The organism is Micromonospora sp. NPDC047644, from assembly GCF_040704315.1.
Classification (GTDB): Bacteria; Actinomycetota; Actinomycetes; order Mycobacteriales; family Micromonosporaceae; genus Micromonospora.
The window spans coordinates 234,755-258,657 of sequence record NZ_JBEYSY010000001.1; the positions used below are offsets into that span (position 1 = coordinate 234,755).

The 23,903-nt window shown below is 72.3% G+C and carries 19 protein-coding genes; 10 read left to right on the top strand and 9 right to left on the bottom strand.

Going from position 1 to position 23,903, the window contains the following annotated elements:
• Window positions 1-4 precede the first annotated feature (4 nt).
• From AB0877_RS01105 to AB0877_RS01115, 3 genes are read right to left on the bottom strand one after another with little or no spacing between them, the layout of a single operon-like run.
• Window positions 5-706, bottom strand: coding sequence for a hypothetical protein (locus AB0877_RS01105; RefSeq protein WP_366605527.1), 702 nt, complete (start codon window positions 704-706; stop codon window positions 5-7).
• A 24-nt stretch (window positions 707-730) separates the two neighbouring features.
• The gene (locus AB0877_RS01110) at window positions 731-1,411 is read right to left on the bottom strand and encodes a DUF305 domain-containing protein (RefSeq protein ID WP_366605528.1); all 681 of its coding nucleotides are present in this window, start codon (window positions 1,409-1,411) and stop codon (window positions 731-733) included.
• Window positions 1,408-3,291, bottom strand: coding sequence for a sigma-70 family RNA polymerase sigma factor (locus AB0877_RS01115; protein WP_366605530.1), 1,884 nt, complete (start codon window positions 3,289-3,291; stop codon window positions 1,408-1,410). Before AB0877_RS01115 ends, AB0877_RS01110 begins: the two co-directional genes overlap by 4 nt.
• A 325-nt stretch (window positions 3,292-3,616) precedes the next feature.
• Here AB0877_RS01115 and AB0877_RS01120 point away from each other — a divergent pair, with 325 nt between their 5' ends.
• Complete coding sequence (locus tag AB0877_RS01120; RefSeq protein WP_366605531.1) at window positions 3,617-3,802, top strand: hypothetical protein; 186 nt, start codon at window positions 3,617-3,619, stop codon at window positions 3,800-3,802.
• Window positions 3,803-4,043: 241 nt separating this feature from the next.
• Window positions 4,044-4,871, top strand: a complete 828-nt coding sequence (locus AB0877_RS01125) for an RNA polymerase sigma factor SigF (protein ID WP_366605532.1) — start codon at window positions 4,044-4,046, stop codon at window positions 4,869-4,871.
• 6 nt (window positions 4,872-4,877) lie between these two features.
• Here AB0877_RS01125 and AB0877_RS01130 read toward each other — a convergent pair whose 3' ends face one another.
• The 5 genes from AB0877_RS01130 to AB0877_RS01150 all read right to left on the bottom strand — a co-directional run bounded on the left by AB0877_RS01130 (window position 4,878) and on the right by AB0877_RS01150 (window position 9,983).
• Window positions 4,878-5,945, bottom strand: coding sequence for a DUF2855 family protein (locus tag AB0877_RS01130; protein ID WP_366605534.1), 1,068 nt, complete (start codon window positions 5,943-5,945; stop codon window positions 4,878-4,880).
• A 73-nt stretch (window positions 5,946-6,018) separates the two neighbouring features.
• Window positions 6,019-7,233, bottom strand: a complete 1,215-nt coding sequence (locus tag AB0877_RS01135; protein ID WP_366605536.1) for a PP2C family protein-serine/threonine phosphatase — start codon at window positions 7,231-7,233, stop codon at window positions 6,019-6,021.
• A gap of 168 nt (window positions 7,234-7,401) precedes the next feature.
• Window positions 7,402-8,433 (bottom strand): medium chain dehydrogenase/reductase family protein, encoded by a 1,032-nt coding sequence (locus tag AB0877_RS01140; RefSeq protein WP_366605538.1) that lies wholly within the window; start codon window positions 8,431-8,433, stop codon window positions 7,402-7,404.
• An 87-nt stretch (window positions 8,434-8,520) separates the two neighbouring features.
• The gene (locus AB0877_RS01145; protein ID WP_366605540.1) at window positions 8,521-9,063 is read right to left on the bottom strand and encodes a TetR/AcrR family transcriptional regulator; all 543 of its coding nucleotides are present in this window, start codon (window positions 9,061-9,063) and stop codon (window positions 8,521-8,523) included.
• Between the two features lie 32 nt (window positions 9,064-9,095).
• On the bottom strand, window positions 9,096-9,983 hold the full coding sequence (locus AB0877_RS01150; protein ID WP_366605542.1) for a helix-turn-helix transcriptional regulator: 888 nt from the start codon (window positions 9,981-9,983) through the stop codon (window positions 9,096-9,098).
• A gap of 158 nt (window positions 9,984-10,141) precedes the next feature.
• Here AB0877_RS01150 and AB0877_RS01155 point away from each other — a divergent pair, with 158 nt between their 5' ends.
• Window positions 10,142-11,008, top strand: coding sequence for an oxidoreductase (locus AB0877_RS01155; RefSeq protein ID WP_366605543.1), 867 nt, complete (start codon window positions 10,142-10,144; stop codon window positions 11,006-11,008).
• 12 nt (window positions 11,009-11,020) lie between these two features.
• On the opposite strand, the gene AB0877_RS01160 is transcribed toward AB0877_RS01155, so the two are convergent.
• Window positions 11,021-12,475: an MFS transporter gene (locus AB0877_RS01160; protein ID WP_366606157.1), complete on the bottom strand. Its 1,455-nt coding sequence runs from the start codon at window positions 12,473-12,475 to the stop codon at window positions 11,021-11,023.
• A 271-nt stretch (window positions 12,476-12,746) separates the two neighbouring features.
• Between AB0877_RS01160 and AB0877_RS01165 the strand changes: the two genes are divergently transcribed.
• From AB0877_RS01165 to AB0877_RS01195, 7 genes are all read left to right on the top strand, one after another.
• Entirely contained in the window at window positions 12,747-13,226 is a 480-nt protein-coding gene (locus AB0877_RS01165) for a helix-turn-helix domain-containing protein (RefSeq protein ID WP_366605545.1), read from the top strand.
• A 478-nt stretch (window positions 13,227-13,704) separates the two neighbouring features.
• Window positions 13,705-14,955 carry a DUF222 domain-containing protein gene (locus AB0877_RS01170; RefSeq protein ID WP_366605547.1) on the top strand — a complete coding sequence of 417 codons (1,251 nt, stop codon included), beginning with the start codon at window positions 13,705-13,707 and terminating at the stop codon, window positions 14,953-14,955.
• 925 nt (window positions 14,956-15,880) lie between these two features.
• Entirely contained in the window at window positions 15,881-18,907 is a 3,027-nt protein-coding gene (locus AB0877_RS01175) for a S8 family serine peptidase (protein WP_366605549.1), read from the top strand.
• A 97-nt stretch (window positions 18,908-19,004) separates the two neighbouring features.
• Window positions 19,005-21,563 carry an AAA family ATPase gene (locus AB0877_RS01180; RefSeq protein WP_366605551.1) on the top strand — a complete coding sequence of 853 codons (2,559 nt, stop codon included), beginning with the start codon at window positions 19,005-19,007 and terminating at the stop codon, window positions 21,561-21,563.
• Between the two features lie 40 nt (window positions 21,564-21,603).
• Complete coding sequence (locus AB0877_RS01185; protein ID WP_366605553.1) at window positions 21,604-21,843, top strand: hypothetical protein; 240 nt, start codon at window positions 21,604-21,606, stop codon at window positions 21,841-21,843.
• Window positions 21,840-22,781 carry a sugar kinase gene (locus tag AB0877_RS01190; protein ID WP_366605555.1) on the top strand — a complete coding sequence of 314 codons (942 nt, stop codon included), beginning with the start codon at window positions 21,840-21,842 and terminating at the stop codon, window positions 22,779-22,781. Before AB0877_RS01185 ends, AB0877_RS01190 begins: the two co-directional genes overlap by 4 nt.
• A gap of 73 nt (window positions 22,782-22,854) precedes the next feature.
• Window positions 22,855-23,736: an SMP-30/gluconolactonase/LRE family protein gene (locus AB0877_RS01195; protein WP_366605556.1), complete on the top strand. Its 882-nt coding sequence runs from the start codon at window positions 22,855-22,857 to the stop codon at window positions 23,734-23,736.
• Window positions 23,737-23,903 lie beyond the last annotated feature (167 nt).

Below are 23,903 nucleotides of genomic sequence, written 5' to 3' on the forward strand. Positions count from 1 at the left end.
ACCGTCAGCCGTTGGCGTTCCAGAAGCCGACGAGGGTCGCTGTCCACCAGGCGAGCTGCGAGATCGTGGCGGCGGCGACACCGGGTAGCAGGGCGGACCAGGGTGGGCGGCCCTGCACCGCCACGAGCCGGTCCCGGACCCGGCCGAGGAACAGCCCGTTGACGCCGACCACCAGCACCGCCAGCAACTTGACCCAGACCAGCCCGGACGACGTGTCCGGTCCGAGGGCGGCCCCGCTGGCGAGCAGACCCACCAGACCCAGCCAGATGAGCAGGTGCGCGCCGCGGGCGGCGGTGAGCACGGTGCCGAGCGGTTCCCGGCGCAGCAGCCAGCGCAGGCTGAACCAGTCCACCGTCAGCACCGCTCCGAAGCCCACCACCAGACAGGTCAGGTGGCAGAAGAGGGCGACCATCCGCGCACCCGGAGAGAGGGTGACGTGCGGCGCGACCAGGATCGCGATCAGCCACCCGAGGCCGACCGTCAGGACCGAGGCGACGATGGTGGCCCGGCCCGCGGCGCGCCGGTGACCACCGCGCCAGCCGGCAACCGGTGCCGGGGCGACCGCCTCGGGCAGGGGCGCGTTGCGGGTCCGGTGCGTCGCGCGCCGCACCGGGCGGACGGCGTCCGACGCGACGGCACGGTGGGCGGCGGGACGGGACGCCCGAAACTGTGGGTGGACGTCGACGTGCAGATCAGACGTTCGCATCGGCCGGACCTCCGGGCCGCATGCTCAGCCGCCCGATGCGGCGGTGGGCGCGCCGGGCCGGTCGTCCAACGCGTTCAGCTCGGCGGCCCGCGCCTGCTGGATCCGGCCGGCGAGCGCCCTCAGCTCCGGGCTGCCCCCGGCGGTCTGCTCGCCCCGGCACAGCACCACGGTCTGCGCGAGGTGCGCCCGGATCAGGCCGGCCGCCCGGGACGACACCTCGGTGTCGGACGCGGCACGCAGCTCGGCGAGGCTGGCCTGGGTGACCATGCCGGGCATCTGATGCCCCTCGTGAATGTTCAGCTCGGGCACGTTGCCCGCGGCCAGGAGCCCCCGCAGGTCCCGCAACTCCGCCTGATGGGCCTTCCGGACCTCGCCGAGCAGGGCCCGCAGGGACGGATCCGCCGGGCGGGTGTCGAGCTGGTCGATCAGCGCGAGCGCGCCCTCGTTCATCGGGATCAGCAGTTGGATGAAGGCGTCGTCGGTGCCGTTGAGCACCACCGGGGCGGTCGGCACCGCGGCGGCCGACGACGCCGCCGCCGTCGACGTTTCCGGTGCCGGGTTGGTGCGGCCCCAGCCCTGGCTGAGCCCGACGGCCACCGCCGTGGCGACCAGGGTCGCGGCGACGCCGACCAGCCGCCCGGCCCGTACGCGAAGACCTCGACGCTGCGCCATGCTCTGCTCGTCCATCCGATCGTCGGCGCTCACCGGGCGGCTTGGAACGCGCGGCCGACCACTGTCGCCTGGGCCCCGTCGCTGAACAGTCCGGACCGATCCTTGTCCGTGGCGGGCAGCCCGAACCAGGCGTAGCGCTGTAGGTAGGGGAGTTGACCGAGCATGGCGGTGGCGGCGGTGAGGAAGGCGGCCTGCTGCTGCTGGCTGGGGAACTGCGAACCGCCCCCGGCGAAGCGGATCAGCGCGAACTCGGTCAGCCAGATCGGCTTCCGGTAGCGCTGGTAGACGGCCTGGAGATACTGCCGGAGTTGGGCCACCGCGGTGGCGGTCGTGAAGTCGGCGCCGAACCAGTGCAGCGTGATGAAGTCCACCCGGTGGCCGCGGGCCTGAGCGCCGGTCATGAACCTGTCCAGCCAACCCTGCGGGTCCGGCGCACCCCAGGCGACCGCCGGGCTGCCCAGCTTGCTGCCCGTCGCCATCAGCTGCGGCCACAGGTCCAACGCCTGCTCGACGGTCATGTTCGCCTGCTCGGGCAGGTCCGGCTCGTTGAAGGTGAGCAGGTACGGCCCGGCGGCCCTGGCCCGGGCCAGCTCTGCGGCGGTGACGTTCTCCGCGCTGCGGATCATCGGCACGAACGTCGCGCCGCGCGGCGTGCTGATCCCCGGGTGCTGGGTGCCCCAGGTGTAGTACCAGCCGGCCTTGGAGTTCGCCAACGCCTGACTCGCCCCGGCGAAGTTCCACACCCCGACGCCCTTGCGGGCAGAGCTGACCGCCGGCGCTACCGGAGCCTTCGACGAGGGGCGTGCGCTCGGCGAGGGCGCGACGCTCGGGGTGGCGACGGCGGTGGGAGCGGCAGACGGCGGCGCAGCCCACGAGGGCGCGGACGGGTCGTCCGGCTGGATCACCACCGCCATGGTGATGGCCAGGACGGCGGCGGCCACCCCGGCGGCGAGGGACGGCACGAGGCCACGGGGCCGGTTCACCGCGAGGTCGACGACGCTCGGGCCGCCGCCCGCGTCGGTGGGCACCGGGCCGGGTGCCGTCGGTGCCGCGGCGGGCGCGGCGGTCGGGCCGGGCGGCGGGACGGCCTGCGCGGCGGCCGCCGGGGCGGCAGCGCTCGGCAGGTGGACGCCGAGACCCGCCGGCAGCGGCAGCAACGGCATGCCGGCGAGCAGTCGGTCGATCGGCAGGAGGGTGGTTCCCAGCCGTCCGCAGAACGCGCAGTCACGGACGTGTCGGGCCAGTCGCTTGCGCCACAGCGAGCTGGGCGTGCCGTCCCACTCGGCGGTCACGGCGCCCAGGTCCGGGCAGCCGGGGCGGGCGCGGAGCGCGCGTACGACGCCCCGGGCGCTCTGGATCTGCTCCTTCATCCGGTGGATCCGCACCGCGACGTGCCCGGGCGACAACCCGAGCGCGTCGGCGACCTCGTTCCGGTCGATCTCGCCGGTCTCCTCCAGCCACCACAGCGAGAGCAGTTCCTGGTCGTCCGGGTCGAGCCAGCGGGTCGCCTCGGCGACCTCGCGTCGTTGGTCGGTGAGGCCGAGCCGGAGGATGGTCATCCCCGCGAAGTCGGAGGCGGGGTCGGGCACGTTGTGGATCGCGTCCAGCCCGGCATCGCGGTTGAGCGCGACACGGCGGCGCGTCTCCCAGTCCCGCACCTGGCGGATGGTGATCGCCACCAGCCAGGACCGGTATGCCGCCGGGTCGTTGAGCGCCGGCAGGTACCGGATCACCCGTACCAACGTCTCCTGGACCACGTCGTCGACGTCGGCGTGGCCGCGCAGCGCACGCCCGACGATGTTGTAGACCAGCGGGAGCGAGGCCGCGACGACGTCGTCGAGCGCGCGCTGGTCGCCCTGCCGGGCCGCGACGACCAACCCGACATCGGGCAGTGCTCGACCGGCTGACGACATGGGTCTCACTCCTCTGGTGCTCATCCGCGCGGCGCCCACGCTGGTGTGCTGACCGCCCTCAAGATCGGAGACTCGCGGCAGCGGGTGGGATTACAGAATTCCCGGGCGGCCGGTTCGCCACAAGCGAGGCGGTTCCGTCGGCGGCGCATATGTGTCGGCGGCGGCGGGTATGGTGCGGGGTGTCGGTGTCGCCGGGCGCTCGCTCGCCCGCGCAACCAGGGCACCAGAGTTCGGGCGCCAGCGTGTGCGCCGAAGCGCCACCAGGTCGCACGGCCGACGTTGCCGAGGCCCCGGCGCACCCCTTTCGCTCAGACAGGATTCCTGCATGACATCGAACGACAACCCTCGCCGCGCACTGTTCCTCGCCACGTCGCCCGGTGACGTGCTGGACGGACCGGCGGTGACCTTCGACAGCAGCGAGGAGGCCATGCGGCGACTGCGCCACCCGTTCGCGGTGGAGCCCGCCCAGCCGGCCTCGGCTGCGGTCGACGCCCCCGCCCAGCGCGGCTGAGCTGGAGCGCACCCCCTTCTCCGAACGGCCCAGACCTGCCCCGGGTCATACTTTCGGGTAGTAAATAGTCGGTCGTTCGGGTAGGGTCGTTTCAGCACGTGAACGACATGACGCGGTGGCCAGGCCCGTGATCGTGGCCTTGCGACAGCGCGCTCCTGCCCGCAGGTGCGCCCCGGCGACAGCCGGTTCGGAGATCCTTCCGGTCGATCCGATCGACGGGCGAACGCCGGAGGGACCACCCATGTCCACGATCGTCGAGAACGCCACACGCACCGCCACCAACGCCACCAGCACCCGGGTCGGCCGGCGCGACAGCGATCAGAGCCCGGAGGATCTCCTCGCCGCCCTGGCGGCGACCTCGCCGCACGACCCTCGGCGCCCGGCGCTGCGGGAGCGCACCATCGAGGCGTGGCTGCCGCTCGCCCGGCACCTGGCGCGCCGCTACAGCGGACGCGGCGCGCCCGACGACGACCTGGCCCAGACCGCCTCGGTGGGGCTCATCAAGGCCGTCGACAACTTCGACCACAGCCGGGGGATCGACTTCAGCGGGTACGCCATCCCCACCATCATCGGCGAGATCAAGCGATACTTCCGGGATCGCACCTGGGCGGTGCGGGTGCCCCGCCGCCTGCAGGAGCTACGCCTGTCGATCAGCGCCGCCAACGGCGTCCTGACCCAGACCCTCGGTCGCCTGCCCACGGTGGCCGACATCGCCTCCTACCTCGACGTGTCCGAGGAGACCGTCCTGGAAGGGCTGGAGGGCGCGCGTGCCTACCGGGCCACGTCGCTGTCCACCCCGATCGGGAGCGACGGCAACCGGGAACTCGGCGACACCCTCGGCGCCGACGACCACGAGATCGATCTCGTCGAGATCCGCGTCGCCCTCGGCCCGGCTCTCGCGACGCTGCCGGAACGCGAGCGCCAGATCCTCAGCCTGCGCTTCAACGGCAACCTGACCCAGGCCCAGATCGCCGACCGGATCGGCGTGTCGCAGATGCACGTGTCCCGACTGATCACCCGCGCACTGGCCACGCTCCGTCAGAAGCTCGCCGACGACACCACCACCTGAGCCGGGTCACAGTTGGACGACGTGGCCCACCCGGGGCGGCGTACGACCGGCGAGGACGTCGAGCCACGCGTGCTGGAGGGCCGCCGGCCCGGCACCCACCCGAACGTCGAGCCACCGGCTCACGACGGCGGCGAAGCGTTGCCACGCCTCGGTGAACCGCTGGTCGAGCCCGTCGCGGCCCCAGTCGTGGCTGCGCTTACGCATCTGCACCGGCGCGAAGAACACCTCCTCGGCGGCGTCGGCGTTCGGCGTCTGGTTGGTGAGCCCGACCGCGATGTCCCGGACGAGCCGGTCGCCGAGACGTCGACGCAGGGCGGCGCGGGTCGAGGGCGCGCCGGACAGGTCGAGGTAGCCGCTCGGGACCACGTCGAGGGCGTCGATGTCGTCGTACGACACGACCTCGTCGTAGCAGCCGAGCGACCGGGTGAACGCCAGGTTGCCCGGTGAGGTGAGACCGACCAGGCGCGGTCCGCGCCGGTGCAGCTCGAACGCGGCGGCGTACGCGGTCTTGCTCGACGCCGACGACACCAGCAGCGCCTCGGCACCGTAGAAGTCGTTGTCGGCGACCTGGTCGGCCAGCATGAACGAGGTGAAGAACAGCGGCCGGAACAGGATCAGCAGGTCCTCCTGGTCACGCTGGTACGCCGGGTCGCCGGTGGTCGACCGGTACGCGTTGTACGGCGACGGCAGCTCGGCCCGGTGCGGGCTCGCCTCGCGGAACCCGGACGCGTCCACCCGGTCCGGCCGCACCACGAGGTGACCGGCGGGCGGGAGGTAGCCGTAGACCCGTTGCCCCACCTCGACACCGGCCACCGCCGAGGCGACCACCTCGGCGAAGCCCCAGAGTGGCGGCAGACCCCACTGCGGCCCGAGACCGTGGGCCGCCGGTGGGAAGAACTGCCAGTACCGCATCGAGTCGCCGAGCACCGCGTAGGTCACGTTGTTGGCGGTGAGGCCGACGCGGTCCACGCGCAGCAGCGCCTCGCCGTCGGACAGGACGGGGATGGAGCCATCGACGAGCGTCGTCTGCCCGAGGTCGTCACGCGCCACGGCGAAGGTCCATGAGTCAGCCATGAGGTGACGCTAGACAGCCCCGCAATCGGAGACAAGTGCACTGCGAGTGCAAAATCCCACTGCGTGCGAGAGGTCAGGGTCGGAGCGCGGCGAGGTCGCGGAGGTGCGCGAGCGGCAGGTGCGGTGGCCGCCACTCCACGAAGAGGGCCGTGGCGTCGTCCTCAAGCTGGTCGTCCTGGTAGCCGACGACCGCGCGGACCAGGCGACGCATCGTCTCCGGGCTGGGCAGCCCGTCGTTCAGGGCGCGGTTGACGAAGTCGACGAGCCGGTCCAGCCCGAACTGCTCCCCCTGCTCGCTACGGGCGTCGGTGATGCCGTCGGTGTAGGCGAGGATGCGGTCGCCCGGGTGCAGATCCTCCACGTGCACCCGCGGTCGACGGGGTGACATGTGGCCCAGGCCGAGCGGCAACGCGGTCGGCCCGGGTAGTTCCCGAACGGCCTTGCCGTCGCGCAGCAACATCGCACCGGGATGCCCCGCGTTGATCATGTTGAGCCGGCCGGTCCGGCGGTCCAGCTCGATGAGCAACCCGGTCGCGAAGAAGTTCGGATGCTCGGCGCGTACCCACCGGTCGATGCTGATCGCCGTGTCGACCAGGTCGAGGCCACACCGACGGGCATTGCGGTACGCGCTGACCACCAGCGAGGCCAGGGTGCTCGCCTTGATGCCGTGCCCGCAGGTGTCGAAGAGCCCGACGCTGAGCACGTCGTCGTTCAACGCGTAGTCGAAGATGTCGCCGCCGACGTCGTAGCACGGTTCGAGGATGGCGGTGACCACCAGATCGTCGGTGGCGAAGGTCAGCGGCGGAAGCAGGCCCCACACGATCTCGGCAGCGACCTGCATCGGCATCCGCCGCCGCATCCGCTCGACCACGTCACCGTAGAGCCGGCGGTTCACCAGGATCTGGGCGACGTTGACCGCCACCTCCCAGGCCGGGGCGTCCATCGCCTCGTCGGCGGCGGCCGGCGAGACGACTTCCAGTACGCCCATCCGCTCGCACCCGAGCAGCAGGGGCACCCACAGCCGGTCCGGGTTGTCGGGCGCGCGCTGGATGTCGAGGGTGGTGAAGGCCCGGCCGGCGAGCGTCGTCTCGATGGACAACTGGTCCCGGTCGGCACCCGCGCCGAGCAGCGGCACGAGGAGGGTCTGCGTGTAGTCGGCCAGATAGATGACGATCTCGCTGGCATCGATCTGGGGCGCCGCGCGGGCAACCAACTGCGACACCTCGTCCGGGCCGCCCCGGGGCGCGTTGAGCTGCAGCCAACGGACCACCTCGCCGATGTCGGCCACGCTCCACCTCCCCCTGTCCTCCCCGGTAGCAGGAGTACGTAGTGCGAGCGTGAGGCTACCTCGCCCGCCGGGCGCCCGGCGTCCACGAGTGGCCTACGCCCCAGGGCGGGTCGTGACGACCGGGCCGCCTCCGGCCCGAGACGGCAGCGCCCCGGGCGGGGCCGGAGGTCAGGGCTCCAGCACCACCTTGCCGGCCCGGCTGCGGTTTTCGGCGAACACCAGCGCCGCGGAGACCTCGCTGAGCGGGTAGCGGGCGGCGATCTGCGGCACGATCACGCCCTGCCGCAGCAGGTCGAGCACGATGCCGAGGTCGGTACGCAGGCGACGGCGGAACGCGGCGCGCCGGGTGAGCTGGCCGGCCCAGAAGTTGTAGAAGCCGGCGCGGTGGCCGTTGGGCAGGGCGTTCCAGGTGTAGAGGCGGGCCAGCAGCTTCACGAAGACCCACGCGACCGACTGCCCGGTGCCGACGGCGGCGGCGTTGCCGTAGACGACCAATGTGCCGCCGGGGGCGAGCAGGGCGTACGACGTCCGTACGCCCGGGCCGGCGACCGGGTCGAAGACGGCGTCGACCCCGCCCGGCGACAGCTCACGGACCCGCGCGGCCAGGTCCGGGTCGCGGTAGTCGAGCGGTTCGACACCGAGTTCGCGCAGCCCGGCGTGGTGCCGTTCGGCGGCGGTGCCGATGACCCGCAGGCCGAGGTGTCGGCCGAGTTGGACGAGCACACTCCCGACGCCGCCGTTCGCGCCGTGCACGAGGATCGTCTGTCCGGCCGTCAGGCTGGCGTTCCGCAGCATCTGCCAGGCGGTCACCCCGTTGACGACGACGGTCTCGGCCGCAGCAGGGTCCAGACCGGCGGGCACCGGGGCCAGGGCGTCGATGTCGACGAGCGCGTGCGTGGCCCAGGCGCCGGTCTTGGTGACCGCCGCCACCCGGGTGCCGACCAGCGCGTCGTCGCCGCCGGGGCCGACCGCCCGCACCGTGCCGACCAGGTCGTAGCCGGGCACGAACGGAAACTTCGGCTGGCCGGGGTAGAGCGCGTGGCGCATCTGCTGCTCGGCGAACGAGATGCCGGTGGCCTCGACCTGGACGAGCGCCTGCCCCCGGGCGGGGACGGGCATCGCGCGTCGGTGCAGCAGGAGGCCGTCAGGCTCCACCACGCCGGGCAGAACCACTTCGGTGATCGTCGTGTCGGTGGTCATCGGGTTCTCCTTTGTTTGTAAGTGTGCACTCACACACTTAGTTGGGCAAAAGATTGGGCCGCCGAGGCGGCCCAGCATCGGGGTCGGTCAGGGGTGGCGGATGCCGGCGGTCAGGGCGCGGGCCCAGGGCTCCGGGACCTGCTCCAGGCCGGCCGTCACGATCAGGTGGCACAACTGGCCGTACGCGAAGAACTGCTGCACCTGCGCGTCGCTGGCCCGGGCCCGACTCTGCACGAAGGTCGCGACCCGCCGGTAGCCGGCCCGCACCGCCTCGGCGACCTCCGGGATGTCCGTGACGGCCTGCGCCTGCACCTGGAAGAGCAGCAGGTCGCGATCGGCGATCAGCTCCGCGTAGGCGCCACCCATGGCGTCGAGGACCTCCTCCGGGCTGTCACCCCCGGCGCGCTCCGCGCCCGCCTCGATCGCTTCGGCGATCCGGTCGAAACACGCCCCGGCCGCCGCCACGAACAAGCCGAGCTTGCCGGAGAAGAGTCGGAAGACGTACGCCTCGGAGATGCCGGCGGCGGCGGCCACGGCGGTGACCGGGGTGGCGTGGAAGCCGGCGCGCGCGAACACCGACACCGCGGTGTTCAGGACGGTGACCCGGCGGGCCTCGGCGGTGGATCGCATGTTTGTAAGTGTGCACTCACAAACAACCTTCGTCAAGCCCGTCCTTCGGTCAACCCGCGGGCCGGGTCGCCGGGTCGAAGGCTGTCCGGCACGTCGTCCGCACTGCTGGCGGCGATCGAGCCGAGCAGCGCCAACGAGCGGGCGGACTCCGTACCGGGCTCGGCGTGGTAGATCACCAGCAGCTGCCCGTCGGCGCCCGCCACGGCGAGCTTGTCGCAGTAGAGGTCCAGGTCGCCCACCTCGGGGTGGTGCAGCCGGCTGACGATGCCCTCCCGCCGACGCACCTCGTGGCGCGCCCACAACTGCCGAAAACAGTCGCTCTTGAGGGACAACTCCCCCACCAGCGCCGTCAACCGCGGGTCGTCCGTGGCCCCGCCCGAGTCGGCACGCATCTGCCCCACCACGCTCTGCATCGCCTGCCGCCAGTCGCGGAACAGCTCCCGCTCGGCCTCGTCCAGGAACACCGCGCGGAGTCGGTTGGCACCCGGGGCGAGATTCGGCGACAGCGCCCTCGCCATCGGGTTGGAGGCCAGGATGTCCAGGTAGCGATTCTGCACGAAGGCCGGCATGGAGAGCTGCCGCAGCAGGTGCAGGATGCTGGCCGGCACCCGCTCGGCGGCCGATCGGGCCGCCCGCCGCGACCGCGCCCGGCTCAACCCGATCATGTACGCGGTGGCTTCCGGATCCAGTCGCAACACCCCGGCGAGGGCATCGAGGACCTGCACCGAGGGATGCCGCTCGCGACCCTGCTCCAGTCGGAGGTAGTAGTCGGCGCTGATGCCGGCCAGCATCGCCACCTCCTCGCGCCGCAGCCCCGGCACCCGGCGCAGGCCCACCCCCGGGCCGAGCCCGACGTCCTCGGGCCGGGTCTGCTCCCGGCGGGCGCGCAGGAAGTCGCCGAGCGGGTTCGTCGCGTCCATGCCACCGACGGTAGATCGCCGGGCGGCCCGGTGACTGGCTGTGTCACTACCAGGAACAGCTCGCCCTGCCGCCCAGGTCACTCGCGGCGGACAGTCGTTGATGGGTCGGATCCGTTCGGCCCGGGATGTCACCACGACTACCGAGACAAGAGGACGAGATGAGCGAGAACCTTCCCGGCGGTGCCCTCACCCCCGCTGACGGCCTCACCCTGAGCCGGATGGGCTACGGGGCGATGCAGTTGGCCGGCCCGGGTGTCTTCGGCCCGCCCCGCGACCGCGAGCAGGCGCTCGCCGTGCTCCGCGAGGCCGTCGACCTGGGCGTCCGACACATCGACACCAGCGACTTCTACGGGCCCGTCGTGGTCAACGAGCTGATCCGCGAGGCGCTCCACCCGTACCCCCAGGATTTGCATTTGGTCACCAAGGTCGGCGCGCGCCGCGGCGCCGACCGCTCGTGGATCCCGGCTCAGGAGCCGGACGACCTCAAGGCTCAGGTCCGGGAGAACCTCCGGCATCTCGGCCTGGACGTCCTCGACGTGGTCAACCTGCGGGTGGGCGTGGCGGAGGGCACCGGCGACGCGCCGCTCGGTGAGCAGTTCTCCGCCCTGGCGGAGCTGCGGCAGGAAGGCCTGATCCGGCACCTCGGGCTCAGCAACGTGACGCTCGACCAGCTCGACGAGGCCCAGCGCATCGCGCCGGTGGTCACCGTGCAGAACCTCTACAACCTCGCCAACCGCCGGGATGACGCCCTGGTCGACAGGTGCGCGGCGGAGAACATCGCGTTCGCGGCGTTCTTCCCGCTCGGCGGGTTCACGCCGTTGCAGTCCGACACGCTCGACGACGTGGCCGCCCGACTGGGCGCCTCACCGCAGCAGGTCGCCCTCGCCTGGCTGCTTCAGCGTTCTCCCACCACCGTGCTGATCCCCGGCACCTCCAGCCTGGCGCACCTGCGGGAGAACATGGCGGCGGCCGACCTGAAACTGCCGACCGACGTCATCGAGGAACTGGACGCGCTCGGCTCCTAGCGTTCGTGCGGCTCAGTGCTGGTGCGGCCGGTTGCGGATCAGGGCGAGCGCCAGCACCGCGGTGACGAGGAAGACGATGCCGGTGACCCGCAGCCCGGCCTGGACACCGGAGGTCAGTGCCTCCGCGATCGCCGTCCGGACCGGGTCGGGCAGGGGTTGGCTGCCGTTGACGCCCGAGGCCACCGCCGCCCGCACGGCGGTCCGGGTGGGTTCGTCGATCTGGTGCGCGGCGAGCCGGTCCGGCAGGTCGGCCACCATCGTGGTCGTCAGGAGCGTGCCGAGCAGGGACGAGCCGAGTACCGAGCCGACCTGGCGGGCGGCGTTCACCGCACCGGAGGCCATACCGGCCTGGGCGGGCGCGACGCTGGCCAACGCCGCCGCCGTCGCCGGCGCCACCACCAGTCCGGTGGCCGCGCCGAACAACGCGAACAGCGCCCACCGGTCACCGAACGACGTGGTCGGCCCCTGGTTGGCCAGCGCGAAACTGGCCACCGCACCGAGGACCAGACCAAGGGTCAACGGCGCCTTGAATCCGGTACGGCGGATCGCGCGCCCGGCGCCGAAGGCGACCAGCACGTACGCGCCGAAGAGCACCAGCATTCGCCAGCCGGTGTCCAGCGGGCTGAGCGCCTGGGCACGTTCGTGGAAGAGGACCAGCAGGATCGCCACGCCGGTGAAGCCGAACAGCGACACCGCGCCGACGACCATGACGGCGCTGAACGAGGCGGACCGGAACAGCCGCACGTCGAGCATCGGCGCACTGGTCCGCAGCTCGACCAGCACGAACGCGACAAGTGCGACGACCGCGACGACCCAGGCCGTCGACACCACCGGGTCGGTGTAGCCGACCTTGCCGCCCTGGATCAGCGCGTAGACGGCGGCTGCGATGGCGACGGTCCCCAGCAGCAGGCCGGGCACGTCGAGTCGGGCAGCGCTCGGCCGGGACTCGACCACCCCGACGATGGCGACGACGAGGGTGACCAGACCCAGCGCGATCGTCGACAGGTAGACGCTGTGCCACTGGTAGTGCCGCAGCAGGAAGCCGGCGATGAGTGGGCCGATCGCGAGGCCGATGCCGGACGCCGCCGACCAGGCGGTGATGACCTCGGTCCGTCGGTGCGGATCGGTGAACGTCGCGCCGAGGATCGCCAGGCTGTTCGGCAGGATCAGCGCTCCGCCGAGGCCGGCGACCAACTGCCCGACGATCACCCACCCGACGGTCGGAGCCTCAGCCACGACCGCTGCGCCGACGATCATCGCGACGACCCCGGCACCGAACATGCGCTTACGGCCAAAGCGGCTGCCCAAGGTGGCCGCGGACAGCACGACGCTCGCCACCATCAGGGTGTACGCGCTGGGGATCCAGACCAGAGTGGTGGGGTCGACCCGCAGGTCCCGCTGGATGGTGGTCAACGCGGAGACGGTCGCGGTGATCTGCAGAAACGTGATCATCGCGCCCAGGCACATGGCGATCAGGGTCACCGGGCGGGAGCCGCGCAGGGACGAGCGGGTAGGGGTGGCTGATCCGGGTGGGATCTTCCCGTGCGGGGTCGCTCCGTGAGGCGTCGCTCCGTGCGGGGTCGCTCCGGGCGGCGTCGCTCCGGGCGGGGTCGGGGCCGTGGCGCTGGTGGTCACTGAAGATCCTTCAAGCTGATGGCCTGACTTGCGTATGCTGAAGTCAGCACGATCCAGTGAAGCACCTGGCTAGCCTTCATGCAAGTCAGGTAGGCTGGTCGGCATGGAGGACCTACGAGACGATCGCGATTCCTGGACGAGCGAGAACTGCTCGGTAGCCCGGGCGATGGACATCGTGGGCAGCAGGTCAACGGTCCTGATCATGCGCGAGGCCCTGCTCGGCACACGCCGCTTCGACGACTTCGTCCGCCGGGTCGGCGTCGGCGAGCCGGCCATGGCCGCCCGCCTCAAGGACATGGTCGCCGCCGAACTGCTCGAACGAATCCCCTACCGCGAGCCCGGGCAGCGCACCCGCCACGAGTACCAACTCACCCGCAAGGGCCGCGACCTCCTGCCCGTCATCACCGCACTGCGCAACTGGGGCGACACCTGGGCCGCCACCGACACCGGCCCGTCCGTCGTCGCCACCCACCACGACTGCGGCGAACCGATCCGCGCGGTGCTCCGCTGCGCCGCCGGCCACGAGATCACCGACGGCGACATCGACATCATCGCCGGCCCAGGCCTCATCCGGCGCGACTGACCACGGCACCACCGACCCTGGGCCAACCGGTTAGTTGATCCTCCTCTCGCTGGATGCGCTCGCCAGCGCCCGTCGCGGCACCTAGGCCCGGCCGACAGCCGCGATCAAGGACGGAACGGCGCAGGGCGCGGCGCGACACGGCGCGGCGCGGCTCACGGCGCGGCCCAGCGCAGCGCAGCACAGCACGGCACGGCACGGCACAGCGCGGCACGGCACAGCGCGGCACAGCACGACGCGGCGCAGCGCGGCACGACGCGGCGCGGAGGGGCGGAGGGCGCGGGTATGGGCACGGCGTGGCACTACACGGGCACGAGGCGGCATGGGCACGAGGCGGCACGGCACTGCACGGGCACGGCTTCCTCAACTGATCAAGCCTTGTCGGCCTCGGTGGCGGAGCTGCCGTGATCAGCATCGAGCCCCGACAACGGATCGATCATGGTCGACTGAAAGTGTCGTACACCTGTCCTAGTGTCGGGTCATGGTCGAGGAGTTGGCGCAGGCAGACGAGGCGGTCGCCGCCTGCGTCGACGTCTCCGCCTGGCCACTTCCGGAACACGATCTGATCGCCGCGCTCGACGCCGCGCACCGCTTGGAGCAACGCCTGGCCGCCGTCAAGCTGACCCTGATCCGCGAGATCGACGGCCGCGGCACCGCCCGCGCCCACGGGGCATCCTCCACCGCCGTCTGGCTCCGCGAACGGCTACGACTGACCGTCCCCGCCGCCCGCCGCCTCGTCGACCTCGCCACCGCCCTGGACACCGGCCACCCCGGCATCCGACAAGCCCTGGCCGACGGCACCATCACCCTCGACCAGGCCCGGGTCATCGCCGACACCGCCACCACCGTGCACACCACCGCCGGCACGCAGGCCGCCGACAAAGCCATCAGCCTGCTCACCGACTGGGCCACCCAATTCGACCCCACCCACCTACGCAGACTCGGCACCCGCATCCTCGACCACGTCGCCCCCGACCTCGCCGACACCGCCGCCAAAGCCGCCCTGGACGCCGAAACCGCCCGCGCCGCCCGCGACCGCCACCTCACCCTCTCCGAACAGACCGACGGACGACTGCGGCTCACCGGCACCCTCGACACCGAAACCGCCGGCCTGCTCCGCGCCGCCATCGACCCGCTCACCGCCCCATCCGGACCAGACGACTCCCGGTCCCCCGGTCAACGACGCCACGACGCCCTCGCCGACCTGTGCCGACTCACCCTCCGCACCAGCGAACTACCCGAACACGGCGGCGACCCCGCCCAGATCGTCGTCACCACCACCTACGACGCGCTGACCCGACAGCTGAGCAGCGGCACCCTCGACACCGGCCTCACCCTCACACCCGAGGCCGTACGCCGCCTCGCCTGCGACGCCACCATCCTGCCCGCCGTCCTCAATGGCGCCGGCCAAGTCCTCGACGTCGGCCGACAACGCCGCCTCATCACCGGACCCCTCCGCCGCGCCCTCGTCCTGCGCGACCGCGGCTGCGCCTTCCCCGGCTGCGACCGACCACCCCGCTGGTGCGACGCCCACCACATCCACCACTGGGCCGACGGCGGCCCCACCAACCTGGCCAACGCCGTCCTGCTCTGCGGCCACCACCACCGACACCTGCACCACAGCGACTGGACCATCCAACTCAGCGGCGACGGCCACCCCGAATTCATCCCACCCGCCTGGCTCGACCCCGAACAACTCCCCCGCCGCAACCACTACCACCGACGCACATAGGAGCAGCCAGCCAACGCCGACCAGCCGGCGGGCGCACGGCCGACCTGCTCGATCAGCCCGACCTCTGAAGCTGGGCCACCAATCCGCCTGCGCTCTCGGGCAAGGGGGCAACCTCCGGTGGCTGGGTTCTGGATCAGCGGCCCGCTCCGCTTGCTCGACGGAACGCGGGCGCGATTCCGCCTGAACAAGACAGAGGCCAGGCCCCGCCTGCTCGACGGAACGCGGGCGCGGCTCCGCCTGCTCGACAGCGCGGACGAAAGCAGCCCGGCCACCGAACCACCGACCCTGTCGTTTGCTTCGCCTGTTGGTCGGCGGGCCGAGGCTGGCGACGAAGTCGTACAGGAGCAACTGCCCCGAGAACGACCGCGGCCAGACCGACCGGGACCAGACCGACAGAGCCCAGACCGACCGGGGGCCAGGCCGGCCGGGGCCAGGCCGACGGGGACCAGGCCGACGGGGACCAGGCCGGCCGTGCTGACGGCGAGGTGGGCGTCGAGGATCGCATCGTGTGCGACCTCGACCGACGGGACCGGCAGGTCCTGGAACCGGGAGAGTCCGCTGCGGTCCGCGCGTACGTCGTTGCGTGGTTCAGGATGCTGCCGTCGCGCCAGGTGGACGAGCGTCAGACAAGCCACGTCGCCGACCATCCGAACAGGACAACGAAGCCGGGCGGTCGACGGCGTCGCGCCGGAACACATGGCACAGATCTCTCAGGTCAACGCTTCCAAATGACGCGCAAAGTACCCGTTGTGTTACGAGCTTGTTTCCAAGATGACGGGCAGGTTACGGGTGCTTCTCGATGATCGGTACCGATCCTAGGTTTCGGCCACCGTCATCAGTCGTGGCGGCCGGCACCGAACGTGGAGGCAACGACGTGCCACAACCGAACGCACATCGGACCGGACGGGCCAGGTACGGGGTCAGCATGCTGGCCGCCGTTGCGCTGACCGCGGCCGGCCTGACCAGCCTGCCCGCCAGCGCCACCGCCGCGCCGGCCGACAGTGGGCCGACCGCCCGCTACCTCGTCCAGCTCGCCGAGGAGCCGCTGGCCACGTACACCGGCGGGGTTCCCGGGATCGCGGCCACCAAGCCGGCCGACGGGGCCAAGCTGAACCGCACGTCCGGGAACGCCGACGCGTACCGGGATCACCTGGGTCGGCAGCGTAAGTCGGTGCTGGACCACGTCGGCGTGCCAGCCGACCGCACCCGCGTCACCATGGAAACCGCGTTCAACGGCTTCGCCGCCGACCTCACCGGGCCGCAGGCCGCCCGGCTGCGCGCCACAACCGGTGTCCGAGCGGTGTACAAGAGCCAGAAGGTGCACGCCGCCACCTCGCACACCCCCGACTACCTGGGTCTGACCGGCAAGGGCGGGGTGTGGAAGAAGGAGTTCGGCGGAGACTCCCGCGCTGGTGAGGGCGTCATCATCGGGGTCATCGACAGCGGTTACTGGCCGGAGAGCGCGAGCTTCGCGCCGCTGCCCAGCCCCCGCCCCGACCAGGCCGTCATCGACGCCAAGTGGAAGGGCACCTGTGACGTCGGCATCGAAGCGCCGATCGCCTGCAACAACAAGGTGATCGGGGCACGCTGGTACAACGACAGCGGCATCGCCGATGCCTTCCCGGACGACTACTCCTCGCCGCGCGACCGCAACGGCCACGGCACCCACACCGCCAGCACCGCGGCCGGCATCCACGGCGTGCGGGCCACGTCGGGCACCCAGGACCTGGGCATGATCTCCGGCATGGCGCCGGCCGCACGGTTGGCGATCTACAAGGCTCTGTACGACAACGGTGCGGGCGGCGCGACCGGCACCGACATCGACATCGTGCACGCCATCGACGACGCGGTCGCGGACGGCGTCGACGTGATCAACTACTCGATCGGTGACGACACCGAGCAGTTCGGGGCGGTCGACGCGACGTTCTTCAACGCGGCCGCCGCCGGGGTGTTCGTCGCCGCCGCCGCGGGCAACTCCGGCCCGTTCGCCAACACGGTCGACAACTCGACGCCGTGGCTGACCACGGTGGCCGCGAGCACGACCGACCGGCAGAACACCCGGAAGCTCACCCTCGGCAACGGCACCACGATCGCCGGCGTGGGCATGGGCGAGACCGGTGTCGGGCCGGCCCGACTGGTCTTCGCGAAGGACAGCGCGATCGATCCGGACGGCGCCTACGGTGCCGGTCTCTGCGCCGACGACACGTTGGATCCGGCCAAGGTCAAGGGCGCGATCGTGCTCTGCCTGCGCGGCGAGATCCCGCGTACCGACAAGAGCATCGAGGTGGCACGGGCCGGCGGCGTCGGCATGGTGCTCTACAACGACGAGCTGAACTCCCTCAACGCCGACGTGCAGGCCGTGCCGACAGTGCACATCAACGAGGTCGACCTGGCCACCGTCACGGCGTACGTCGCCAAGGGCAACGCCACGGCGACCATCTCGCCGAGCAGGCTGGAGACGGTGGAGGCGCCCGCTGTCGCCGCGTTCTCCTCGGCGGGCCCGTCCAACCTGAACGCCGGCGAGCTGCTCAAGCCGGACATCAGCGCGCCCGGTCAGGACATCGTCGCCGCGTTCTCGCCGTCCATCGGCGGCAACGACTTCGCCCTGGAGTCGGGCACCTCGATGGCGGCGCCGCACATCGCCGGTATCGCCGCCCTGCTGCTGGCCAAGCACCCCGGCTGGTCGCCGGCGGCGGTCCGCTCGGCGCTGATGACCAGCGCCGTGGACAAGACCGACAAGGGCAACCCCATCAAGATCGGCACGTACGACGCGACTCCGCTGAACTACGGTGCCGGCCAGGTCGAGCCGGGCAGCGCCTTCGACCCGGGCCTGGTCTACGACTCCAACCAGCAGGATTGGATCCGGTACCTGTGCGGGGTTTCCGCCGACCGTGGCGGTGACTACGGACTCGGCGACCTGGACGGCTGCGACACCGTCGACGCGATCGACACGGCACAGCTCAACTACCCGTCCATCTCGTTGGGCCGGATGGTGGGCAAGCAGACCGTGACCCGGACTGTCACCAATGTCAGCGACAAGACCAGCACCTACACCTCCTCGGTGCAGGCCCCGCCGGGGTACAAGGTCAGGGTCACCCCGAAGAAGCTGCAGATCCGTCCGGGCCACAGCGCCCGCTTCACGGTCGAGGTCACCAACACCGGTGGTGCGTTCGACACCTGGGCCGACGGTTCGCTGACCTGGCGCGACCAGTTCAAGCACGCGGTACGCAGCCCGCTCGTCGTCCACAATTCCGGTCTGGTCGCCCCCGACGCCATCACCGGCAAGGGCACCTTCGGCAGCGTCCGGATCGCCGCCGAGGTGGGCTACAAGGGTCAGCTGGTCTCCCAGCTCTCCGGCCTCACCTCCGGTACCAGCACCGCGGTCACCCTGAAGGGCGATGGACCGAGTTGGGACTGGAGCACGTCGAACAACCTGCCGGTGCCGCTGCCCGCGTCGATCAGCAGGACCACCCTGCACGTCCCGGCCGGCACCCGCAGTCCGGAGATCCACGTGACGTCGGCGCGGCCCACCTGCTCCCACATCGACTGGGACGACGAGGAGGGCGTGATGGCGTGCACCGAGTTCAGCCTCAACGTCTACGACAAGTCCGGGAAGTTCGTCACCGCCACGGCCAGCACCCGGATCGGCGCCAAGGTCACCCTGCCGGACGGTGCCGGTGACTACATCGTGGTCGTCGAGCAGGAGTTCACCGAGAACATCAAGGACGGCGCGAACGCGTACACCGTCACCAGCTACCTGCCGGGCGCGCCGGGCACCTCGACCGGCCGGTTCACCATCGACCCGAAGCAGCGCAGCGTTCAGCCGGGCGCGACGGCGAACCTGTCCCTGCGCTGGTTCGGTCTCGCTCCGGGTCAGCGCTACGTCGGCGTGGTGGAGTTCCGCAACGGTGACGGCTCGCTGAAGACCGTGCCCGTCACCATCCAGTCCTGACTGCACCCCCCACCCGGCGGATCGGCGTGTGACCCAGGTCACCGCCGGTCCGCCGGCCCACTGTCGCGCCGGACAGAGGTGATCTGCTCGGCCCACGGTGATCGACAGTGGCGAGGAGAAGACACGGGGCGGCGGGAGCCCGACTCCCGTCCGCCCCGAACGTCTGCGCGGGCCCGTCGAGTTCGTCGGCCGAGCGACGGAGCTGGCGCAGTTACACCGGCTCGTCGCCACCCCGCCCTGCCTGATCCTGCTGGAGGGCGAGCCCGGGATCGGCAAGAGCCGACTCGTCGCCGAACTGCTGGCCGAACTCCCCGGACGACACCTCGTCGGCGAGTGCGACGACGTGCCCGAGCCTTTTCCGCTCGGCGTGCTGCTGGATGCGATCCGGGGCGGCGCCGACCGACTCGGTCCGCTCAACCCGGTGGCCGGGGCTCTCGCGCCGCTGCTACCCGAACTGGCCGACGTGCTGCCGAACGCCCCGCCCCCGTTGACCGACCCGGCGGCCGAGCGGCATCGCCTGCTCCGCGCCGTCGCGGCGGTGCTCGCCGCGCTCAGTCCGGCCACGCTGTTGCTGGAGGATCTGCACTGGGCGGACCCGGCGACCTGCGAACTCCTCGCCTATCTGAGCACCCGTCCGGTAGAGGGGCTGGCAGTCGTGCTGACCGCGCGTACGGCGACGCCGGGGAGCAGCACGCCGATCCACGACGCCCTGGCGCGCACTCCTCCGTGGAGCGTCACGCGCGTTGCGCTCGGCCCGCTGGACGCCGCCGACGTACACCGGTTGGCGGCCCGCACCCTGCGCCTCGACGATCCGCCGCAGCAGCTGACCACCACCCTGCTCGACCGCACGGCCGGCATCCCGTTCGTGGTCGAGGAGGTGCTGCGCACGCTCGCCGAGCGGGGCGGCGACCCGCTGGCCGACGACAGTGTCCCGTTCGTCCTGCGGGACGTGCTGCTCTGGCGGATGCGTCCGCTCGACGAGGCCACCCGGGAGGTGCTCGGCGCGGCGGCCGTACTGGGAATGATGCCTGACCAGCGCATCCTCGCCTCGGTGCTCAGCCTGGACCGGGTGGCGATCGGAGCCGCCTTGACCGCCGCGCACCGGGCGGGCCTGCTGCACGACGCCGGGGACGGCCTGCGGTTCCGGCACGACCTGGCCCGACAGGTGGTGTACGACCTGGTGCCCCGGGAGAGCCGGAAGTGGCTGCACCTGCGGGTGGCGCGGGTGTTGGAACAGGAGCTGCCGAGGCCGGTGGCCCAACTGGCGCACCACTACCGTCGAGCCGGCAGCGGGGCCGACTTCGTCCGCAACGCCGAGGCGGCCGCCGACCTCGCCACCGAGCGTGGCGACGACGCGACAGCGGCCAGCTTCCTGCTCCAGACGATGGACATCGCCGAGCTGCCCCGACCGGTACGGGTTCGGCTCGCCGCCAAGTTGGGCCGGTCGGCCATCGACGGACTCAGCCAGGCCGAGGCCATCCCGGTGCTGGAACGGCTGCTCGCCGACCGACGGCTGCCGCCGGGTGCCCGAGGTGAGCTGGGTCTGGTGCTCGGGCGGATGCTGCGACAGCAGGGCGAGGCGCTGCGCGGGTACACCGAGATCGAGCGTGCCGTGCCGTACCTGCGCGCGCCGCGCCGCAAGGCCCCGGCGCTCGCGGTGCTGGCGGCCCCCGACACCGTCGTCGGCCGGCACGTCGACGAACACCTGGCCCGCTGCGCGGAGGCGGAGACCGCCGCCACGGCCAGCGGGGATCCGGCGGCGCACCTCGCGGTCCGTATCGCCCGGGCCTCGTTGCTGCTGGAGCTGGGCGATCCGGCGGCCTGGGCGATCATCGCCGAGCTGCGCGCGTCCGCCGAGTTGGCCGACCGGCCCCGCGAGCACGCGCGAGCCTGCCTGAACTGGGCGCAGGGCGCGCTGCACGCCGGTCACCCGGAGCAGGCCGAAGCACTCCTGGCGGCCGGTCGGGCGCTCGTCGACGAGACCGGGTACGAGCGGCTGGCGTCCCTGGTCGAGGCGACCGAGCTGTCACTGGACCGGGCCGCCGGCCGGCTGGACGGGCTGGTCGAACGGCTCGGCCGATTGGTGGCCAACGCCGAGCGGATGCCCGTCACCCTGCTGGACGCGCGGGCCGAACTGGCCACAGTGCTGGCGCTGGTTGCCGGCACCGGACCCGGCGACACCGCCGAGGGCCGCAACGGAGCCGGCGGCACCACCGAGGGCCGCAACGGAGCCGGCAGCACCGCAGAGGAACGCAACGACCTGCGCAGCGCCGCCGAACGCCGCGACGACGTGCAGGCCGCTGAACGGGCGCTGCGGGATGTGGTAGCCGACGCTCGGCGGGTCGGCGCGATCTGGCCGCTGGTGCAGGCACTCTCGGCGCTGGCCCGGCTGCTGCTGGTCGACAGGCCGGACGAGGCGGTCGGGCACGCGTCCGAGGCGCTGTCGCTGGTGCGCGGGAAGGGCGTCCTGGCCTGGGCAGCCGAGGCTGTGCTGGTGTTGGCCGAAGCGGCAGCCGCGACCGGTGAACCGGCGCGGGCGGCGAGCGCGGTGGCCGAGTTGGAAGCCGGGATCGCCGGCCGCGAGGCTCCACTCGCCCTCGCCGCACTACGCCGATGCCGGGAGTTCGTGCCCGCCACCGGCAAACTCCCCTGGTGACTCACCATCTCCACCTACCGCAACCACTGAGGACACCGTGATGAACCTGCTCGACCAGCTGCGGACCCACCGGCTGTTGGCCATCGTGCGCGGCCCGGACCCGGCCGCCGCGTTCGTGCCGGTCGGCGGTGTCGACGCAGACGGTGCTCGGCGCTACCTCGACCGGGGCGCGACAGCCGTCGGTGTTGGTTCCCCGCTGCTCGGCGACGCCGTCCGAGGCGGCGACGCGACGGCGCTGCGCGAGCGCGCCGCCGCCTTCCTCGCAGCGGTCCGGCCATGACCGACCTGCTCACGCTCGGCGAGACGATGGCGGCGTTCCGCACCACCGGTCCACTGCGACTCGGCGGCACCGCCGGCATCTCCGTCGCGGGGTCGGAGTCGAACGTGGCCATCGGCGTGGCCCGGCTCGGCCACCGGGCGGCCTGGATCGGTGTCACCGGTGCCGACGAGCCCGGCGAGCTGGTCCGCCGTACGCTGCGCGCCGAGGGTGTCGACCTGACCTGGGCCCGGGTCGACAGGACCGCCCCCACCGGCCTGATCCTCTTCGAGAACCGTGTCGCCGACATCTTCCGGGTCACCTACCACCGGGCCGGGTCGGCCGGCTCGCGGCTGGGCCCGGCCGACGTGGCCCGGGCCTTCGACGTGCCGGGGTCGCCACCCCGGCTGCTGCACGTCACCGGCATCACCTGCGCGCTCGGCGTCGGGCCGTACCAGGCGGTGGTGGAGGCCGTGCGGCGCGCCCGCGCCGCCGGCAGCACGATCTGCCTGGACGTCAACCACCGCAACCGGCTCTGGTCGGTGGCCGACGCCGCCGCCGCGCTACGCCCGCTGCTGGCCTCGATCGACCTGGTGATCGCCTCCGACGACGAGTTGGCGGTGCTCACCGACGCGACCGACCCGGCCTCGGCGCTGCTCTCGGCCGGCGTCACCGAGGTCGTGGTCAAGCACGGTGCCGATGGAGCGACGAGCCACAGTGCGACCGGCACACTGCACCGTCCGGCCCGGACGGTGCCGGTGGTGGACACCGTCGGCGCGGGCGACGCCTTCGTCGCCGGGCTGCTCTCCGGCTGGCTCGACGGCGTCGACGCGTCGGCCCGACTGGACCGGGCCGTCACCACCGGCGCGTTCGCTGTCGCCACCCGGGGCGACTGGGAGGGCCTGCCCGACCGGGCGGAGCTGGCGCTGCTGGACCACGAGCCGGGCGGTACGGTCCGCTGACCGGGTGGAGGGCGGTCACCACGGATCGACAGGACCGCCCGCCGCCGCCCCGCAGATCGTTTGGAGGAGCGAGATGGAGCTGACCGAGCCGACCGTCTGGAGCACCGACCGGTTGGAGTTGGGCGAAGGGCTGCGCTGGGTCGACGACCGCCTGATCCTCGTCGATCTGCTGGCCGGACGGCTGCTGGAGACCGACGGCGACGCCCCCGCAGAGCTACGGGAGGTGCGTCGTCTCGACGTCCCGCTCGGCGCGGTAGCCCCGGTGGCCGGCCGGCCCGGTGACTGGCTGGCCGCCGCCGGAACCGGTCTCACAGTGCTGCCCGCCACCGGCGACCCCCGACCGGTCGCCGACCTGGTCGCTGACGCACCCGTTCCCACCCGGATGAACGACGCGGTCGCCGACCCGCACGGCCACTTCTGGGCCGGCAGCATGACGTACGCGATGACGCCCGGCGGGGGCACGCTGTTCCGGCTCACCCCCGGCGCGGCACCGGTGCCCGCGGTCACCGGACTGACCATCCCGAACGGACCGGCGTTCGACGCCACCGGCACCACCATGTACCTCGCCGACACGCCGCACGGCGAGATCGACCGGTTCATCGTCGACCCCGCGACCGGGGCCCTGAGCGGGCGGGAGCCGTTCCTCCGGTTGCCCTCCGGCGACGGCGGACCGGACGGCATGACCGTCGACGCCGCCGGTCACCTCTGGATAGCGCTGTGGGGCGGTTCGGCGGTCCGCCGCTACCGGCCGGACGGGACCCTGGAGCAGGAGATCCGGCTGCCGGCGAAACAGCCGGCCGGGATCTGCCTGGGCGGCCCCGACCTGCGGCGACTCTTCATCGGCACCGCCCGGGTGGGGCTGGACACGCCCGGCCGGGAGGACGGAGCGCTCCTCGCGGTGGACGTCCCCGTCCCCGGGCTGCCCGCCGCCCGGGCCGCCGCGCCGGTGGCCTGACCGGAACCCGGACCGGCCCGCCTTCCGGCCCCGCCGTCCCTTACTGCCCCGCCTTCCCTTACTGCCCCGCCGTCTCTTCCGGCTCCGCTGGCCGGCGACGCATACCGGACGTCCGGGCGGGAATAGCAGCGGTGGAGCGGGACATCCGGCGGGTCGGAAGGGGCGGG

What these genes read in the sequence shown, in the direction of transcription:
- AB0877_RS01175 (WP_366605549.1), top strand. Translation starts at nt 15,881, where the DNA reads ATGCTGGCCGCCGTTGCGCTGACCGCGGCCGGCCTGACCAGCCTGCCC.
- AB0877_RS01145 (WP_366605540.1), bottom strand. Translation starts at nt 9,063, where the DNA reads ATGCGATCCACCGCCGAGGCCCGCCGGGTCACCGTCCTGAACACCGCG.
- AB0877_RS01190 (WP_366605555.1), top strand. Translation starts at nt 21,840, where the DNA reads ATGACCGACCTGCTCACGCTCGGCGAGACGATGGCGGCGTTCCGCACC.
- AB0877_RS01125 (WP_366605532.1), top strand. Translation starts at nt 4,044, where the DNA reads ATGTCCACGATCGTCGAGAACGCCACACGCACCGCCACCAACGCCACC.
- AB0877_RS01105 (WP_366605527.1), bottom strand. Translation starts at nt 706, where the DNA reads ATGCGAACGTCTGATCTGCACGTCGACGTCCACCCACAGTTTCGGGCG.
- AB0877_RS01195 (WP_366605556.1), top strand. Translation starts at nt 22,855, where the DNA reads ATGGAGCTGACCGAGCCGACCGTCTGGAGCACCGACCGGTTGGAGTTG.
- AB0877_RS01120 (WP_366605531.1), top strand. Translation starts at nt 3,617, where the DNA reads ATGACATCGAACGACAACCCTCGCCGCGCACTGTTCCTCGCCACGTCG.
- AB0877_RS01140 (WP_366605538.1), bottom strand. Translation starts at nt 8,433, where the DNA reads ATGACCACCGACACGACGATCACCGAAGTGGTTCTGCCCGGCGTGGTG.
- AB0877_RS01185 (WP_366605553.1), top strand. Translation starts at nt 21,604, where the DNA reads ATGAACCTGCTCGACCAGCTGCGGACCCACCGGCTGTTGGCCATCGTG.
- AB0877_RS01170 (WP_366605547.1), top strand. Translation starts at nt 13,705, where the DNA reads ATGGTCGAGGAGTTGGCGCAGGCAGACGAGGCGGTCGCCGCCTGCGTC.
- AB0877_RS01160 (WP_366606157.1), bottom strand. Translation starts at nt 12,475, where the DNA reads ATGTGCCTGGGCGCGATGATCACGTTTCTGCAGATCACCGCGACCGTC.
- AB0877_RS01150 (WP_366605542.1), bottom strand. Translation starts at nt 9,983, where the DNA reads ATGGACGCGACGAACCCGCTCGGCGACTTCCTGCGCGCCCGCCGGGAG.
- AB0877_RS01155 (WP_366605543.1), top strand. Translation starts at nt 10,142, where the DNA reads ATGAGCGAGAACCTTCCCGGCGGTGCCCTCACCCCCGCTGACGGCCTC.
- AB0877_RS01165 (WP_366605545.1), top strand. Translation starts at nt 12,747, where the DNA reads ATGGAGGACCTACGAGACGATCGCGATTCCTGGACGAGCGAGAACTGC.
- AB0877_RS01130 (WP_366605534.1), bottom strand. Translation starts at nt 5,945, where the DNA reads ATGGCTGACTCATGGACCTTCGCCGTGGCGCGTGACGACCTCGGGCAG.
- AB0877_RS01115 (WP_366605530.1), bottom strand. Translation starts at nt 3,291, where the DNA reads ATGTCGTCAGCCGGTCGAGCACTGCCCGATGTCGGGTTGGTCGTCGCG.